At 60.5% G+C, this 16,076-nt stretch carries 15 protein-coding genes; 8 read left to right on the forward strand and 7 right to left on the reverse strand.

All coding sequences use genetic code 11. From position 1 onward, the window contains the following. Positions 1–155 precede the first annotated feature (155 nt). The 3 genes from WH299_RS01140 to WH299_RS01150 all read left to right on the forward strand — a co-directional run bounded on the left by WH299_RS01140 (position 156) and on the right by WH299_RS01150 (position 5,392). Positions 156–2,207, forward strand: a complete 2,052-nt coding sequence (locus tag WH299_RS01140; protein ID WP_122728527.1) for an EAL domain-containing protein — start codon at positions 156–158, stop codon at positions 2,205–2,207. 127 nt (positions 2,208–2,334) lie between these two features. After that, positions 2,335–3,678, forward strand: coding sequence for an imelysin family protein (locus WH299_RS01145; protein ID WP_339549411.1), 1,344 nt, complete (start codon positions 2,335–2,337; stop codon positions 3,676–3,678). A gap of 259 nt (positions 3,679–3,937) precedes the next feature. Beyond that, positions 3,938–5,392, forward strand: coding sequence for a TrkH family potassium uptake protein (locus WH299_RS01150; protein ID WP_028617711.1), 1,455 nt, complete (start codon positions 3,938–3,940; stop codon positions 5,390–5,392). Here the strand turns inward: WH299_RS01150 and WH299_RS01155 are convergent. Next, positions 5,349–6,407, reverse strand: coding sequence for an AraC family transcriptional regulator (locus WH299_RS01155; protein ID WP_122728533.1), 1,059 nt, complete (start codon positions 6,405–6,407; stop codon positions 5,349–5,351). The genes WH299_RS01150 and WH299_RS01155 overlap by 44 nt on opposite strands. 161 nt (positions 6,408–6,568) lie before the next feature. On the opposite strand from WH299_RS01155, the gene WH299_RS01160 reads away from it, so the two are divergent. The 3 genes from WH299_RS01160 (at position 6,569) to WH299_RS01170 (ending at position 8,714) form a co-directional block, all read left to right on the forward strand. Then, entirely contained in the window at positions 6,569–6,880 is a 312-nt protein-coding gene (locus WH299_RS01160) for a DUF962 domain-containing protein (protein ID WP_016975413.1), read from the forward strand. Positions 6,881–7,230: 350 nt separating this feature from the next. Beyond that, a complete protein-coding gene (locus WH299_RS01165; protein WP_095017413.1) occupies positions 7,231–7,413 on the forward strand; it encodes a hypothetical protein in 183 nt (60 codons plus the stop codon). Between the two features lie 104 nt (positions 7,414–7,517). Beyond that, positions 7,518–8,714, forward strand: a complete 1,197-nt coding sequence (locus WH299_RS01170) for an MFS transporter (protein ID WP_028617714.1) — start codon at positions 7,518–7,520, stop codon at positions 8,712–8,714. Here WH299_RS01170 and arfB read toward each other — a convergent pair. Both arfB and WH299_RS01180 read right to left on the reverse strand, forming a co-directional pair. Continuing rightward, the gene (gene arfB, locus WH299_RS01175; protein ID WP_122728537.1) at positions 8,711–9,124 is read right to left on the reverse strand and encodes an alternative ribosome rescue aminoacyl-tRNA hydrolase ArfB; all 414 of its coding nucleotides are present in this window, start codon (positions 9,122–9,124) and stop codon (positions 8,711–8,713) included. The genes WH299_RS01170 and arfB overlap by 4 nt on opposite strands. A gap of 109 nt (positions 9,125–9,233) precedes the next feature. Beyond that, positions 9,234–10,655 carry an amino acid permease gene (locus WH299_RS01180; RefSeq protein ID WP_339549414.1) on the reverse strand — a complete coding sequence of 474 codons (1,422 nt, stop codon included), beginning with the start codon at positions 10,653–10,655 and terminating at the stop codon, positions 9,234–9,236. 638 nt (positions 10,656–11,293) lie between these two features. Here WH299_RS01180 and WH299_RS01185 point away from each other — a divergent pair. Next, a complete protein-coding gene (locus WH299_RS01185; RefSeq protein WP_003175756.1) occupies positions 11,294–11,431 on the forward strand; it encodes a hypothetical protein in 138 nt (45 codons plus the stop codon). 73 nt (positions 11,432–11,504) lie between these two features. Next, positions 11,505–12,464, forward strand: a complete 960-nt coding sequence (locus WH299_RS01190) for a leucyl aminopeptidase (protein WP_122728541.1) — start codon at positions 11,505–11,507, stop codon at positions 12,462–12,464. Positions 12,465–12,657: 193 nt separating this feature from the next. Here the strand turns inward: WH299_RS01190 and rluB are convergent, their stop codons facing one another. From rluB to WH299_RS01210, 4 genes are all read right to left on the reverse strand, one after another. After that, on the reverse strand, positions 12,658–13,869 hold the full coding sequence (rluB, locus tag WH299_RS01195) for a 23S rRNA pseudouridine(2605) synthase RluB (protein ID WP_025858414.1): 1,212 nt from the start codon (positions 13,867–13,869) through the stop codon (positions 12,658–12,660). A gap of 144 nt (positions 13,870–14,013) precedes the next feature. Continuing rightward, positions 14,014–14,205 carry a DUF1289 domain-containing protein gene (locus WH299_RS01200; protein ID WP_028617718.1) on the reverse strand — a complete coding sequence of 64 codons (192 nt, stop codon included), beginning with the start codon at positions 14,203–14,205 and terminating at the stop codon, positions 14,014–14,016. A gap of 129 nt (positions 14,206–14,334) precedes the next feature. Continuing rightward, the gene (gene scpB / locus WH299_RS01205) at positions 14,335–15,267 is read right to left on the reverse strand and encodes an SMC-Scp complex subunit ScpB (RefSeq protein ID WP_339549415.1); all 933 of its coding nucleotides are present in this window, start codon (positions 15,265–15,267) and stop codon (positions 14,335–14,337) included. A 12-nt stretch (positions 15,268–15,279) separates the two neighbouring features. Next, positions 15,280–16,038, reverse strand: coding sequence for a segregation and condensation protein A (locus tag WH299_RS01210; protein WP_171905498.1), 759 nt, complete (start codon positions 16,036–16,038; stop codon positions 15,280–15,282). Positions 16,039–16,076: the final 38 nt, after the last annotated feature.

The raw sequence follows: 16,076 nt of genomic DNA on the forward strand, positions 1-16,076 counted from the left end.
CGCCGCTGCGGCCTCGTAACGGGCGGGCGGACAGCAATCCGCCTCGCCTCCCCCTTCAAACCCGGTTTTACCCCAATGTTCCTTTGACTGCCCTCACCAGATTGCCAATACTCATGGCATATTGAGGCCACCCGCATGGAACAAGGAATGACCCTTTGAAGCTGGAACTCAAGAACAGCTTGTCGGTGAAGTTGCTACGGGTTGTGCTGCTGTCGGCATTGATCGTGGGCGTAGCGCTGAGCGTGGCGCAGATCGTTTTCGATGCCTACAAGACGCGCCAGGCCGTGGCCGGCGATGCCCAGCGCATCCTCGACATGTTTCGCGACCCCTCGACCCAGGCCGTCTACAGCCTGGACCGCGAGATGGGCATGCAAGTGATTGAGGGCCTGTTCCAGGATGATGCCGTGCGCATGGCGTCCATCGGCCATCCCAACGAGACCATGCTGGCCGAAAAAAACCGCGCCCTGCAGCAATCGTCCAGCCGTTGGTTGACCGATCTGATACTCGGCCAGGAACGCACATTCACCACCGCCTTGGTCGGCAAAGGCCCCTACAGTGAGTATTACGGCGACCTGAGCATCACCCTTGACACGGCCACCTACGGCAAGGGGTTTATTGTCAGTTCGGTGATCATCTTTATTTCCGGGGTGTTGCGCGCGCTGGCGATGGGGCTGGTGCTGTACCTGGTCTACCACTGGCTGCTGACCAAGCCGCTGTCACGGATCATCGGGCACCTGACCTCCATCAACCCCGACCGGCCCAGCGAACACAAGATCCCGCAGCTCAAGGGCCACGAGCGCAACGAACTGGGGTTGTGGATCAATACTGCCAATCAGTTGCTTGAATCCATCGAACGCAATACCCATCTTCGCCATGAAGCTGAAAGCAGCCTGCTGCGCATGGCGCAGTACGATTTCCTGACTGGCCTGCCGAACCGCCAAAAGCTACAGGAGCAGTTGGACAAGATCCTCATCGACGCCGGCCGCCGCCAGCGCCGTGTGGCTGTGCTGTGTGTGGGGCTGGACGACTTCAAAAGTGTCAACGAGCAGTTCACCTACCAGGCTGGCGACAAACTGCTATTGGCGTTGGCTGACCGCTTGCGCGCCCACAGCGGTCGCCTTGGCGCATTGGCCCGATTGGGCGGCGACCAGTTCGCCCTGGTGCAGGCCGATATCGACCAGCCCTACGAAGCCGCCGAACTGGCGCAAAGCATCCTCGATGACCTGGAAGCAGAATTCGCTCTCGACCACGAAAGCATCCGCCTGCGCGCCACGATCGGTATCACCCTGTTCCCGGAAGACGGTGACAGCACCGAAAAGCTGCTGCAGAAAGCCGAGCAGACCATGACCCTCGCCAAGACCCGCTCGCGCAATCGCTATCAGTTCTATATCGCCAGCGTTGACAGCGAAATGCGCCGTCGCCGCGAGCTGGAAAAAGACCTGCGCGACGCCCTCAGCCGCGACCAGTTCCACCTGGTGTACCAGCCGCAGATCAGCTACCGCGATCATCATGTGGTCGGCGTGGAAGCGCTGATCCGCTGGCAGCACCCGGAACACGGCCTGGTGCCGCCGGATCTGTTTATCCCCTTGGCCGAGCAGAACGGCACCATCATCCCGATTGGCGAATGGGTGCTGGACCAGGCCTGCCGACAGCTACGCGAATGGCACGACCTGGGTTTCACCGAGCTGCGCATGGCGGTCAACCTGTCCACCGTGCAGTTACACCACACCGAGTTGCCGCGGGTGGTCAACAACCTGATGCAGATCTACCGCCTACCACCGCGCAGCTTGGAACTGGAAGTCACCGAGACCGGCCTGATGGAAGACATCAGCACCGCCGCCCAGCACCTGCTGAGCCTGCGCCGTTCCGGGGCATTGATTGCGATTGATGACTTCGGCACCGGCTACTCATCCCTTAGCTATCTAAAAAGCCTGCCTCTGGACAAGATCAAGATCGACAAGAGCTTCGTGCAGGACCTGCTGGATGATGACGACGACGCCACCATCGTGCGGGCGATCATCCAACTGGGCAAAAGCCTGGGCATGCAAGTGATCGCCGAAGGTGTGGAAACCGCCGAGCAGGAGGCCTATATCATCTCCGAAGGCTGCCATGAAGGTCAGGGTTACCACTACAGCAAACCCCTGCCGGCACGAGAGCTGGCGGCGTTCTTGAAGCAGTCGGAACGCAATAACGCCGCAATTCTTTGACCCGGTAAACCGATACTGAATATTTCCCGCGTTTAACCCTTTACACAAAATGCAAATCTTTCGCATTATGTCGCAGTTTTTGCGCTCCCCCGCGCGCCCCATCAACAACCGAAGCAGGATGTTCGCCATGATTCGTATGCCCCTGGCCACCGCCAGTCTGCTGGCCATTGCCATTTCTCTCGCCGGTTGCGGCGAAGGTAAAGACAAGGCCGCAGCGCCCCAGGCGCCGACCCCGGCTGCCAGCACTACCGCTCCAGCGGCTGCCACGCCTGCCGGCCAGGTCGACGAAGCCGCCGCCAAGGCCGTGGTCGCGCATTACGCTGACATGGTGTTCGCGGTCTACAGCGATGCCGAGTCCACCGCGAAAACCCTGCAAACCGCGATCGACGCATTCCTCGCCAAGCCGAACGACGAAACCCTGAAAGCCGCGCGCACCGCCTGGATCGCCGCTCGCGTTCCTTACCTGCAGAGCGAAGTGTTCCGCTTCGGCAACACCATCATCGACGACTGGGAAGGCCAGGTGAACGCATGGCCGCTGGACGAAGGCCTGATCGACTACGTCGACAAGTCTTACGAACACGCCTTGGGTAACCCAGGTGCCACCGCTAATATCATTGCCAACAACGAAATCCAGGTCGGCGAAGACAAGGTCGACGTGAAAGACATCACCCCGGAAAAACTCGCCAGCCTCAACGAGCTGGGCGGTTCCGAGGCCAACGTCGCCACCGGCTACCACGCTATCGAATTCCTGCTCTGGGGCCAGGACCTGAACGGCACCGGCCCAGGCGCCGGCAACCGTCCTGCGTCGGACTACCTGACCGGCGACGGCTCCACCGGCGGCCACAACGAGCGTCGCCGCGCCTACCTGAGCGCTGTGACCCAACTGCTGGTCAGCGACCTGGAAGAAATGGTCGGCAACTGGAAACCCAACGTCGAAGACAACTACCGCGCCACCCTGGAGGCAGAACCTGCCACCGACGGCCTGCGCAAAATGCTGTTCGGCATGGGCAGCCTGTCCCTGGGCGAACTGGCTGGTGAGCGCATGAAGGTTTCCCTGGAAGCCAACTCGCCGGAAGACGAGCAGGACTGCTTCAGCGACAACACCCACAACTCGCACTTCTACGACGCCAAGGGTATCCGCAACGTCTACCTGGGCGAGTACACCCGCGTCGACGGCACCAAAATGACCGGCGCCAGCCTGTCATCCCTGGTGGCCAAGGCCGACCCGGCAGCCGACACCGCGCTCAAAGCGGACCTGGCAGCCACCGAAGCGAAGATCCAGGTCATGGTTGACCACGCCAACAAGGGTGAGCACTACGACCAATTGATCGCTGCTGGTAACGATGCCGGCAATCAGATCGTCCGTGACGCCATCGCGGCACTGGTCAAGCAGACCGGTTCGATCGAAGCCGCTGCGGGCAAGCTGGGCATCAGCGACTTGAACCCGGACAGCGCTGATCACGAGTTCTGATCAGTGCGCAATTAAATGAGGCGACCTTCGGGTCGCCTTTTTTGTGCGCGGATGTCGACAATCAATCAGACACAACACAATCCATGTGGGAGCGGGCTTGCTCGCGAATGCGGTCTATCAGATACAAATTCTTCAACTGACACGCCGCCTTCGCGAGCAAGCCCGCTCCCACATTAGACTCACATCGCTTCCAAGCCCCGGTTTACAAGACCTGCACCGCAGGTAGAATGGCGCCACCTCAAACATCCGAGCGAATTTCATGGCGTTGCCGACCCTGCGCATCATCGGTTTCATCATCGGCATCTTCCTGATCACCCTTGCGATCGCGATGGTTGTGCCCATGGCAACCCTGGTGATCTTCGAACGCACCAGCGACCTGCCCTCGTTCCTGTGGGCCAGCATGATCACTTTTATCGCCGGCCTGGCGCTGGTGATTCCCGGTCGTCCCGAGCATGTGCACTTGCGCCCGCGGGACATGTACCTGCTGACCGTTACAAGCTGGGTGGTGGTGTGTATCTTCGCCGCGTTGCCCTTTTTGCTGACCCAGCACATCAGCTACACCGACTCGTTTTTCGAAAGCATGTCTGGCATCACCGCCACCGGCTCCACGGTGCTGAGCGGCCTGGATGCCATGTCGCCGGGCATCCTGATGTGGCGTTCACTGCTGCACTGGCTGGGCGGTATCGGCTTTATCGGCATGGCAGTAGCGATCCTGCCGCTGCTGCGCATCGGTGGCATGCGCCTGTTCCAGACCGAGTCCTCGGATCGCTCGGAAAAGGTCATGCCCCGCTCGCACATGGTGGCGCGGCTGATCGTGGCGGCCTACGTGGGTATTACCATTCTCGGCAGCCTGGCGTTCTGGTGGGCTGGGATGGGCTTGTTCGATGCGATCAACCACGCGATGTCGGCGATTTCCACAGGTGGGTTCTCCACCTCTGATGAATCCCTGGCGCACTGGAAACAACCGGCGGTGCACTGGGTGGCGGTGGTGGTGATGATCCTCGGCAGTTTGCCGTTCACTTTGTACGTGGCCACATTGCGCGGCAACCGCCGAGCGCTGATCAAGGACCAGCAGGTACAAGGCCTGCTCGGTTTGTTGATCGTGACCTGGCTGGTGCTCGGCACTTGGTACTGGTGGACCACCAACCTGCACTGGCTGGACGCACTGCGTCATGTGGCGCTGAACGTCACGTCGGTGGTGACGACTACAGGCTTTGCACTGGGCGACTACAGCCTGTGGGGCAACTTCTCACTGATGCTGTTCTTCTACCTGGGCTTTATCGGCGGCTGCTCGGGCTCCACGGCGGGCGGGATCAAGATCTTCCGGTTCCAGGTCGCCTATATCCTGCTCAAGGCCAACTTGAACCAGCTTATTCACCCACGTGCGGTGATCAAGCAGAAGTACAACGGCCACCGTCTTGACGAAGAAATCGTACGCTCGATCCTGACCTTTTCGTTCTTCTTCGCCATCACCATCTGCGCCATTGCCCTGGCCTTGTCGCTGCTCGGCCTGGACTGGATGACTGCCTTGACCGGTGCCGCGAGTACCGTCTCGGGCGTGGGCCCGGGCCTGGGCGAAACCATTGGCCCGGCGGGTAATTTCGCCAGCCTGCCGGATGCGGCCAAGTGGATCCTGTCGCTGGGCATGCTGCTCGGCCGGCTGGAGATCATTACGGTCTTTGTTCTGTGCATTCCGGCGTTTTGGCGCCACTGACGCCCGACACTTCCAGCAACCGCGCCCGGTATTCGCCGGGCGTGGCATCAAACCAGCGTCGAAACGCGCGGAAGAAGTTGCTTGGGTCGGCAAAGCCCAGCAGGTAGGCAATTTCCAGCAGGGTCATGCTGGGCTGCGCCAGGTATTGCTCGGCCAGTTCACGGCGGGTGTCGTCGAGCAAGGTCTGGAAGCTGGTGCCCTCCTCTTGCAAGCGCCGCTGCAAAGTGCGCTGGGACAAGTGCAGCGTCTGGGCTACCACTTCACGCTTGGGCTCGCCCTGGGGCAACAGGCGGCACAACACCTGCCGCGCCTTATGGGTCACGCGGCTTTCCGAGAAACGCGCCAGGTATTCACCGGCAAATCGATCATGCAGCAGGGCCATGGCCTCATTGGCCGTGGGCAGCGGCGCGTCCATGTCCGCCTGTTCGAAAATCAGCGCGTCATAGGGCGCGTTGAATTCCAGCGGCGCATGGAAGGCTTGTTTATAGGGTGCCAGGTCCGCCGGTTGCTCACCTTGCAACACCACCTTGCGCGGCTGCAGGGTACGGCCGGTCAGCCAGCCACACAGGGCCAGGGCGCTGGCCAGCGAGGCTTCGGCACTTTGGCGGGTGGGCGGCAGGTGGTCACCGTGTACCGTCAGAATCAGCGCATAACCTTCGGGGACCAATCTGAAACTCAGGTCGGCACTTTCGGCGATGATCCGCTGGTAGCGCACCAGGCGCATGAAGCCTTCGGCCAGAGTATTGCTGGACATCAGCGCGTAGCCGGCCACATGAAACGACGCCGGGCGCACCACTTTGCCCATGTTCAGGCCGATCGCCGGGTTGCCCGACAGCTCCACCGCCCGCTGCCACAGGCGGGTCATGGAATCCTGCGGGAACCGCGCATCGGGGTCGTTCAGGGCGGCGTAGTCGAGGCCGAGCTGCTTGAACAAGGCGCGGCAATCCAGGCCGTCCATTTCCAATGCCTTGACTATCCCCATCGCCCAGCTTGCAGAAGTTGTTCGTTCGCTCATGGCGTCTTCTTAATAAAGCAGGCTCAAACGGCAGCCAGGAAGCCAAGGATACTAAAGTGGCATCTATTGTCACTGGCTGTTACCACTGATCACTCTAGACTCAAATAAGCTCCCCGCCGAACATCTGTTGGGCGGCAAAACAATCAAAAGGGCCGGTCACCGTGGAAAACGTCAAGCGATTCAACAGCTTTGCTGAGTTCTACCCGTATTACCTGAGCGAACACGCCAACAGCACGTGCCGGCGCCTGCACTTTATCGGCACCACGCTGGTGATCGGCATTTTGGCGTATGCCATTGGCAGAGGTTCGCTTCTCCTGCTGATCGCCTTGCCGATCGCCGGTTACAGCTTTGCCTGGATCGGCCACTTCTTCTTCGAAAAGAACCGCCCAGCGACCTTTCAACACCCGTTCTACAGCCTGTTGGGGGATTTCGTGATGTACCGCGACATGATCCTGGGCAAGGTACCCTTCTAGCCAAACGACCGTTTAAACGATGAAAGTTCATCCATCTGCCGACATTAAAATCTTTTTGTCATTTGCAGTGCTGTATCCTGCCAAGGCTTTTTGAGAGCGCGGAATCACCTGCGATTGAAAAAACAGACCTTGCGAGGAGCGACGACGATGCACGAGATACCTAATCTCCCCTTCCCAAGCCTGCACCCTACAGAGCAGCCAACACCGCAGCAGGCCAGTGACAAACAGCCTGAGGCCAAAGAAGCAAAACCAGTCGACAGCGAAAGCCAGGACTGACGCCGTACCAGACCGTGTGGAAAGCGCAACATTGAGCGCTTTCCACACTGCCTGAATCAATCGAGACGCCCGCCATGACCGATACCCTCCCCGACAACCCGGACACCGCCGTACTCGACGCTGCCTTGCAGATGGTCGAGATCTGGAACCGCCTCAGCGCCGACAAACAAGCGCTGCTGCTCAAGCGTTTCGGCACCCAGGAAAACGCACTGGCCGCCCTGGTCACCACCCAATTGCTCGCCCCTACCCAAGCCTGACGTCTTTCTGAGCTGAGGTTTTTGCGTTTTACCGCCCTGCGCGAGCCAAACCACCGGTATCATTAGCAGCCTATCTTTACCTGCCGCGACAGTGGACCTCTCCCATGCCCGATACCCAGCGCCCCATGGCGGTCACGCTGCAAGTTGTTTCCATCGTGTTGTTCACCTTCATTGGCTACCTGAACATCGGCATTCCCCTCGCCGTATTGCCAGGCTATGTCCACAGTGAACTGGGCTACGGCGCGGTGATTGCCGGCCTGGTGATCAGCGTGCAATACCTGGCCACCCTGCTGAGCCGCCCGTATGCGGGCAAAATCATCGATAACCTGGGCAGTAAGCGCGCCGTGCTGATCGGCCTGGTGGGCTGTGGCCTGAGCGGTGTGTTCATGCTGTTCGCGGCGTGGTTCTCAAGCCTGCCGGCCTTGAGCCTGGGCAGCTTGTTAATCGGCCGCCTGGTCCTTGGCAGCGCGGAAAGCCTGGTGGGCTCGGGCGCCATCGGTTGGGGCATCGGCCGGGTCGGTGCGCAGAACACCGCCAAGGTAATTTCCTGGAACGGTATCGCCAGCTACGGCGCGCTGGCCGTCGGCGCACCACTGGGCGTGTTGCTGGTGAGGCATTTCGGACTGTGGAGCATGGGGGTCAGCATTATCCTGCTGGCCATCGTCGGCCTGCTGCTGGCCTGGAACAAAGTCGCTGCACCGATTGTTGCCGGCGTACGCCTGCCCTTCATGAATGTGCTGGGCCGCGTATTGCCCCACGGCTGCGCCTTGGCGCTGGGTTCCATTGGCTTTGGCACCATCGCCACCTTCATCACCTTGTATTACACCACCCAGCATTGGGATAACGCGGTGTGGGCCCTGAGCCTGTTCGGCGCCAGCTTTATCGGTGCGCGGTTGTTGTTCGGCAACCTGATCAACCGGATCGGCGGTTTTCGCGTGGCGATTGCCTGCTTGTCAGTGGAGATCCTCGGCCTGCTGTTGCTGTGGCTGGCACCGGACGCAAACCTGGCCCTGGCCGGCGCGGCGTTGAGTGGGTTCGGCTTTTCCCTGGTGTTTCCGGCCTTGGGCGTCGAAGCCGTCAACCTGGTGCCAGCCTCCAGCCGCGGCTCGGCGGTGGGCGCCTACTCGCTGTTTATCGATCTGTCACTGGGCATCACCGGACCACTCGCCGGGGCTGTGGCAGCCGGCTTCGGCTTTGCGTCGATCTTCCTGTTCGCCGCGCTTGCCGCCCTCGGTGGTCTGTTGCTGAGCGTGTACCTGTACCGCCAGGCACCCAAGGCCCGTGAGGCGCGTGGCGACTAGAAGTCGACCTTGCCGCGCCCGGCCTTGATACTGCCGCGCTTGGTCTTGGATTCGAGGCGGCGCTTTTTCGACCCCAGGGTCGGCTTGGTCGGGCGGCGTTTCTTCTCCACCTTGGTGGCGCTGAGGATCAATTCCACCAGACGCTCCAACGCATCCGCGCGGTTCTGCTCCTGAGTCCGATATTGTTGGGCCTTGAGCACCAGCACGCCCTCGCTGGTGATACGACTGTCGCGCAGCGCCAGCAAGCGCTCCTTATAGAACTCCGGCAGCGACGACGCCGGGATGTCAAAACGCAGGTGCATCGCACTCGACACCTTGTTGACGTTCTGCCCACCCGCACCCTGGGCGCGAATGGCGGTCAGCTCAATCTCGGCATCGGGCAGGTGGACGTTGTTGGAAATCACCAGCATAGGCAGCGGGATCCTCTGTGGGGGCAACCAAGGATACGCGAATGCGCGCGGCCATTCCTGAAACAACAAACCCGGCACAAGGCCGGGTTTGGTTTATCTCACGCACGCCTCACTTCACTGCTGGAGCAGCCACCTCCAAGGCTCGCTGCGCAATGCGCTTGTTCTTGATGCCGTAACACACCCACATGAACGCCACCCACACCGGGATCGCGTACACCGACACCTGGATCCCCGGAATCATCAGCATGATCACCAGGATAAACACCACGAACGCCAGGCATACATAGTTGCCGTATGGGTACCAGAGCGCCTTGAACAACGGCACCTGGCCGGTACGGTTCATGTGTTGGCGGAACTTGAAGTGCGAGAAGCTGATCATCGCCCAGTTGATCACCAATGTGGCCACCACCAGGGACATCAGCAGTTCCAACGCGTGTTGCGGGATCAGGTAGTTCATCAACACGGCGACCAGGGTAATCGCCGCCGACGCGAGGATGGAACGCACTGGCACACCGCGCTTGTCGATCTTAGCCAGGGCCTTGGGCGCGTCGCCCTGCTCGGCCATGCCCAGCAGCATACGGCTGTTGCAGTAGGTGCCACTGTTGTACACCGACAGCGCCGCCGTCAGGACCACGAAGTTGAGGATATGCGCAGCGGTGTTGCTGCCCAGCATCGAGAACACTTGCACGAACGGGCTGCCGCTGTAGGCATCACCGGAGGCGTTGAGGGTGGTCAACAGGCTGTCCCATGGGGTCAGCGACAGCAGTACGACCAGAGCACCGATGTAGAAGATCAGGATGCGGTAGATCACCTGGTTGATCGCTTTTGGGATCACCGTGCGTGGCTGGTCCGCTTCAGCGGCGGTAAAGCCGAGCATTTCCAGGCCGCCGAAGGAGAACATGATGATCGCCATGGCCATCACCAGCCCGCCGACGCCATGGGGGAAGAAGCCGCCGTGTTCCCACAGGTTGGTCACCGAGGCCTGTGGCCCGCCGCTGCCGCTGACCAGCAGATAGCTGCCCAGGGCGATCATACCGACGATGGCCACCACCTTAATGATGGCGAACCAGAACTCTGCCTCACCGAAAACCTTGACGTTGGCCAGGTTGATCAGGTTGATCAGCACGAAGAAGGCTGCGGCCGAGACCCAGGTCGGAATCTCCGGCCACCAGTAGTGCACGTACTTGCCGACAGCAGTCAGCTCCGACATGCCCACCAGGATGTACAGGATCCAGCAGTTCCAGCCCGACAGGAAGCCGGCGAAACCGCCCCAGTACTTGTGGGCAAAGTGGCTGAAGGAACCGGCGACCGGCTCTTCGACGATCATTTCGCCGAGCTGGCGCATGATCATGAAGGCAATGAAGCCACAAATGGCATAGCCCAGGATCATCGACGGGCCGGCGGATTTGAGCACCCCGGCCGAGCCGAGGAACAAGCCGGTGCCGATGGCGCCACCCAGGGCGATCAACTGGATATGCCGGTTTTTCAGGCCGCGTTTCAGCTCGCCTGAAGAGGAAGGGGGAACACTCATGAAAAGGCTCTCACGCAAGGTTTGATGATGTTGAATGCAGGTTGCTGCCTTGAATTACCGACTCAAGCAGCGCCGCTCAAACCCCAGCGCAGGCACCAGGAGTACAGCGTCTTTCTAACGGTCATGCGTCACCTGTTTGTTTTTATCTGTGACGAAATCGAACCCGTCCGGCTCGTGGCCAGGCGGAGTGATCAGGGTGGATAAACCCCGAGGTCTTGGCCTTTTGCGTGGTTACGCAAGGGGGTCACAGTAAAACGCGGCGGATTGTACACCGCTCGCCAGCTTGAGGGCGCCCTCGAAAGAAGCGTGCGACGATCTGTCAGGTAATCCTTACAGGGCTGGATCGACCAATAATGTCGCCATTTACTCGTAAATTAATCGTTACAGCACGGAAAATTAACGTTACAGCCATGATCTCGATAAAAATTGGCGGTAGGAAATTTCCGAAAGATTAGTCGCGCCAGCTCCCTGTATTTATTCAAGAAATAGTCCGCCCCAAAAAACAGAACAAAAAATCCAAATGAAACCGTGTCAATAAAAATTTTGCATTTTGAAACACTCTCTCCTAGGTTCTTCCCACTTGCCAGCGAAGCCCGTTGGCAAGCCGTTCTCAAACAACGTCCTCTAGGAGATACACCATGCAAGCACTGGAAAACGACCTGGAAACCGAACTGCAACTCGACGATTGGTTTGAAGCGCCGACCCATGAGGCCGCCGTTGAAATGATGCAAGCCGATGCCGTCGTGCCCTTCGGCACAGCGATGTGGCCATTCTAAAAACCGGCAGGCATTCGGCAGGTGCCGTGCACGGCACCTGCCCCCTTACCCAAGGCACAGAAGGAAGTACGTCATGGACAAGGCCCGCGCCGTCGAACACTTTCTCTACTACCTCGCGCACCATCCGGCCCTCAATGGCCTGAGCCGCCCCACCGTGCTGCTGGGCCATACCGAGCGCTACGACGCCATCGCCCAGGCGATCACCCACAGCAGCGCCGCCCGCTTCAACTTCCAGCTGCAGCGCCTGGAACTGGCCGCCAGCGACACCCTGACCGAGGCCATTGAAGCCTGCGACCTGTACCTGTTTCTCTACGATTCCTCGACCTTGCCCAACCCAAGCGCCGAAGGCCCGGACTTTATCCGCGCCCTGCAAGGCGTGATGGCTGAGCACTGGAAAAAGTCCCTGCTGTTCAAGGATTACGGCGACTACTTCTACGACACCTTCAGCGTCGAGCCCCAGCGCATTGCCGACCTCAATGCCACGCTGATCCGGCGCATGTCCCAGGCCACGGTGTTGAGCTTTACCGACAAGCACGGCTCACGCCTGGAAGCGCCGATGAGCAGTATCAAGAAGTGGACCAACATCAACGGCATCGGCAACCACGACCTGGCCCCCGGCGAGATCGCCACCCACAGCGAGGCCATCAATGGCCAGGTGCGGTTTGTCGGCACCTTTCTCAGCACCATCCCGTTCGCGCGCAAATATGGCGTGCTGGCGTCACCGCTGGAGCTGTGGATCGAGAACTCGACCATCTGCAGCGTGGCCAGTGACGTGCCGGGGCTGGCGGATGATTTCAATAAGTACCTGAACGCCAACCCGTCGAACCGGCGCGTCGAGGAGCTGGGGATTGGTACCAACGAAGGCGTGAAAGATCTGTATGCGCGCAATGCCGGGTTTGAGGAGCGCCATTGTGGGTTGCACCTGGGCCTGGGGGGCGGGCAGAAAGGCAGTCATCACCTGGATTTGATCTTTGCCAGCGGGGTGTTGGCGCTCGACGACAAGCCGGTGTTTGATGGCACCTTCGCGTTTTAGAAGGACATCAGGATGACGAGGCCCCCTGTGGGAGCCGGGCTTGCCCGCGATGGCGGTGGATCAGTTGGCATATTTACCCAATGACCCACCGCCATCGCAGGCAAGCCAGCTCCCACAATTGACTGCATTTCAAATCTAAATCCAAAAAAAACGCCAACCCGAGGGTTGGCGTTTTTGTGCAGCTTTTAGCGCATCACTGCGGCTTCTTGCGACCAAAACCCGGACGCTGACCCGAACCGGCCGGGGCGCCACGGCGCTTGCCCGATGGCTCGTCCGCGACCAGTTTCGGGCCAGGGCGCTTGTTCGCCGCTGGCTTGGCTGGACGCTTAGTGCTGGCGTTGTCGGCCGGGCGATCGGCTTCACCACGGTTGCTGCGACCACCCGACGGAGCAGGACGCGGCGCACGTGGCGCGCGCTCGCCTTCCTGACGCGACGGCGCGGTTGGGCGACGCTCACCTTCAATCTGCGGCTCACGGGAAATACGACCGCCGGTCGCCGGTGCATTCAGCGCCGGGCGCAGGGTGCGGGCAACCCGTTCGGTGCGAGCCACGGGGCGCGACGATTTACGCTGCATACGCTCAAGCTTGTCTTTGCTCTTGGCGTTCATCTGCGGCATAGCGACGGGCGTCAGGCCGACTTCGGCGCTGAGAATGTCGACTTCGTACTGGCTCATTTCGCGCCAGCGGCCCATCGGCAGATCGGAGTTGAGGAACACCGGACCGAAACGCACGCGCTTCAGGCGGCTGACCACCAGGCCCTGGGATTCCCACAGGCGACGTACTTCACGGTTACGGCCTTCCATTACCACGCAGTGGTACCAGTGGTTGAAACCTTCACCACCAGGCGCTTGCTTGATGTCGGTGAACTTGGCCGGGCCGTCTTCCAGCACCACGCCAGCCTTCAGGCGCTCGATCATCTCATCATCGACTTCACCACGTACACGCACGGCGTACTCGCGGTCCATCTCGTAGGACGGGTGCATCAGGCGGTTGGCCAGCTCACCGTCAGTGGTGAACATCAGCAAGCCGGTGGTGTTGATGTCTAGACGACCGATGTTGATCCAACGGCCTTCCTTCGGCTTAGGCATCTTGTCGAACACGGTCGGACGGCCTTCCGGGTCGTCACGGGTGCAGATCTCACCATCGGGCTTGTTGTACATGATCACGCGGCGCACCGATTCGGCGGCCTCTTCACGCTTGATGACCTTGCCATCGATGGTGATTGCATCGTGCAGGTCGACGCGCTGGCCGAGGGTGGCCTCGACGCCATTGACCTTGATGCGCTTCTGGGTGATCCAGGCTTCGACGTCGCGGCGCGAGCCCACGCCGATACGCGCCAGCACCTTCTGCAGTTTTTCGCCTGCTGGGCCGATTTCCTGGCTGTCGTTCTGGTCTTTGTCGTTCATCTTAAGCACCTCCCGGTGGGTCGATTCAGGCGTGGCCTGAAGAGTGTTGAAAGCGGGGCTTTGGCCGAATAGCTCGGCAAAGGGTCGCGAATCATACGCGCAAGACGCGCGTTGCGCATCACAGACTAGTCGATAAGCGCCAAGTCATTTGCTTTTCCGCCGACCGGTGGCGCCCAGGGCCAGCAATCGCAGCTCGGCTTCGGCCAGGACGCTGCGCTTGTCGGCTTTGTCGAGTTTCTTCCAGGCGCGGATCTCACGCTTGCTGCGGCCACAGCCAACGCAGATGTCATCGCTGAATTTGCAGATGCTGATGCAGGGGTCTTTGGTGGAACTCATGTTTTGTACCTGACACTGGAGATCTAAATGTGGGAGCGGGCTTGCTCGCGAATGCGGTGGCTCAGTCAATGCATCTGCAAGCTGATACACCGCATTCGCGAGCAAGCCCGCTCCCACAGGTGTATCGCGTCAGTCTTCGAACTGGCGGCGCTCGGCTTCGATGGCTTCGGCCAGGGCCCGGGCTTCGTCTTCTTCGTCGCTCAAAGGCGGTTGTTCGAGAGCGGCGACGGCGGCGAGGAGTTTTTCGCGGGCCTCAGCAACGCCAAGGATGTCTTCCTCTGGCTCAGGTTCTGCTTCGACTTCAGGCTCAGCCTCAACGTTCGGTTGAGTTTCAAGTTCGGCGACGCCGTCACGCAGCAGGTCGTCGAAGTCAGTCTTGATGCCCTGCTCCATGTCGTCCAATTCCAGCAACAACGTATGAAAACTGGTCTCGTCCTTCGGCTCTTCCGGCTCGGCGCTGGCGTCGGCCAATTCCTGCAGGCTCGCGGGCACCGGCGCGTCGTCGAAATCGAGCACCGGCTCGGCTTCCATCTCGCGCAGTTCGGCCAGCGGCGGCAGGTCGTCGAGGTTTTTCAGGTTGAAATGGTCGAGAAACACCTTGGTGGTGGCGAACATCGCCGGTTTTCCGGGCACGTCGCGGTAGCCGACGATGCGGATCCACTCGCGCTCCAGCAAGGTCTTGACGATATGGCTGTTGACCGCCACGCCCCGCACATCCTCGATCTCGCCCCGGGTGATCGGCTGGCGATAGGCGATCAGCGCCATGGTCTCCAGCATCGCCCGCGAATAACGTTGCGGACGCTCTTCCCACAAACGGCCGACCCAGGGGGAAAACTTCTCACGGATCTGCAGGCGGTAACCCGACGCCACTTCGCGTAATTCAAAGGCGCGGCCCTCGCAGGACTTGCGCAGGATCTCCAGCGCCTTCTTGAACACCGGCGGCTCAGGGCGCTCGGCTTCTTCAAAGAGCTCGAACAGGCGTTCCAAAGATTGCGGTTTGCCAGAGGCCAGGAGAAACGCCTCCAGCAGCGGCGCCAGTTCGCGGGGTTCAGTCAGATTCATCGATTCAGCTCTTTATTCGGCTCGCGCCCGCACGTGGATAGCCGCAAAAGGCTCATTCTGGACCAGCTCGACCAACGATTCCTTGACCAATTCAAGGATCGCCATAAAGGTCACCACCACCCCCAGGCGCCCCTCTTCAGCGGTGAACAGCTCGACAAAGGGCACGAAACCGCCGCCCTTGAGGCGTTCCAGCACATCGCTCATGCGCTCGCGGGTCGACAACGCCTCGCGGCTGACCTGGTGGCTTTCAAACATATCGCCACGGCGCAGCACCTCGGCCATGGACATCAGCAATTCTTCCAGGCTCACGTCCGGCAGCAACTTGCGCGCGCGGGCTTCAGGCGCGTCGAGTTTCGGCACTACGACGTCGCGGCCCACGCGGCTCAAGCCGTCGATGCCTTCGGCGGCGGCCTTGAAGCGTTCGTACTCTTGCAGGCGGCGGATCAGTTCGGCGCGCGGGTCGTCTTCTTCGGCTTCCACTGTCTCCGAGCGCGGCAGCAGCATGCGCGACTTGATCTCGGCGAGCATGGCGGCCATCACCAGATACTCGGCGGCCAGCTCCAGGCGCACCGACTGCATCAACTCGACATAGCCCATGTATTGGCGGGTGATTTCCGCTACCGGGATGTCGAGGATGTTGATGTTCTGCTTGCGAATCAGGTAGAGCAGCAAGTCCAGCGGGCCTTCGAAGGCTTCAAGGAAGACTTCGAGGGCGTCCGGCGGAATGTACAGGTCCAGGGGCATTTCCATGACCGCCTGGCCATACACCATGGCAAACGGCAGTTCCTGCTGGGCGCCCGCCTGGGGAT

Origin of the sequence: Pseudomonas sp. MYb541 (assembly GCF_037479595.1) — a bacterium.
GTDB classification, from domain to species: domain Bacteria; phylum Pseudomonadota; class Gammaproteobacteria; order Pseudomonadales; family Pseudomonadaceae; genus Aquipseudomonas; species Aquipseudomonas canadensis.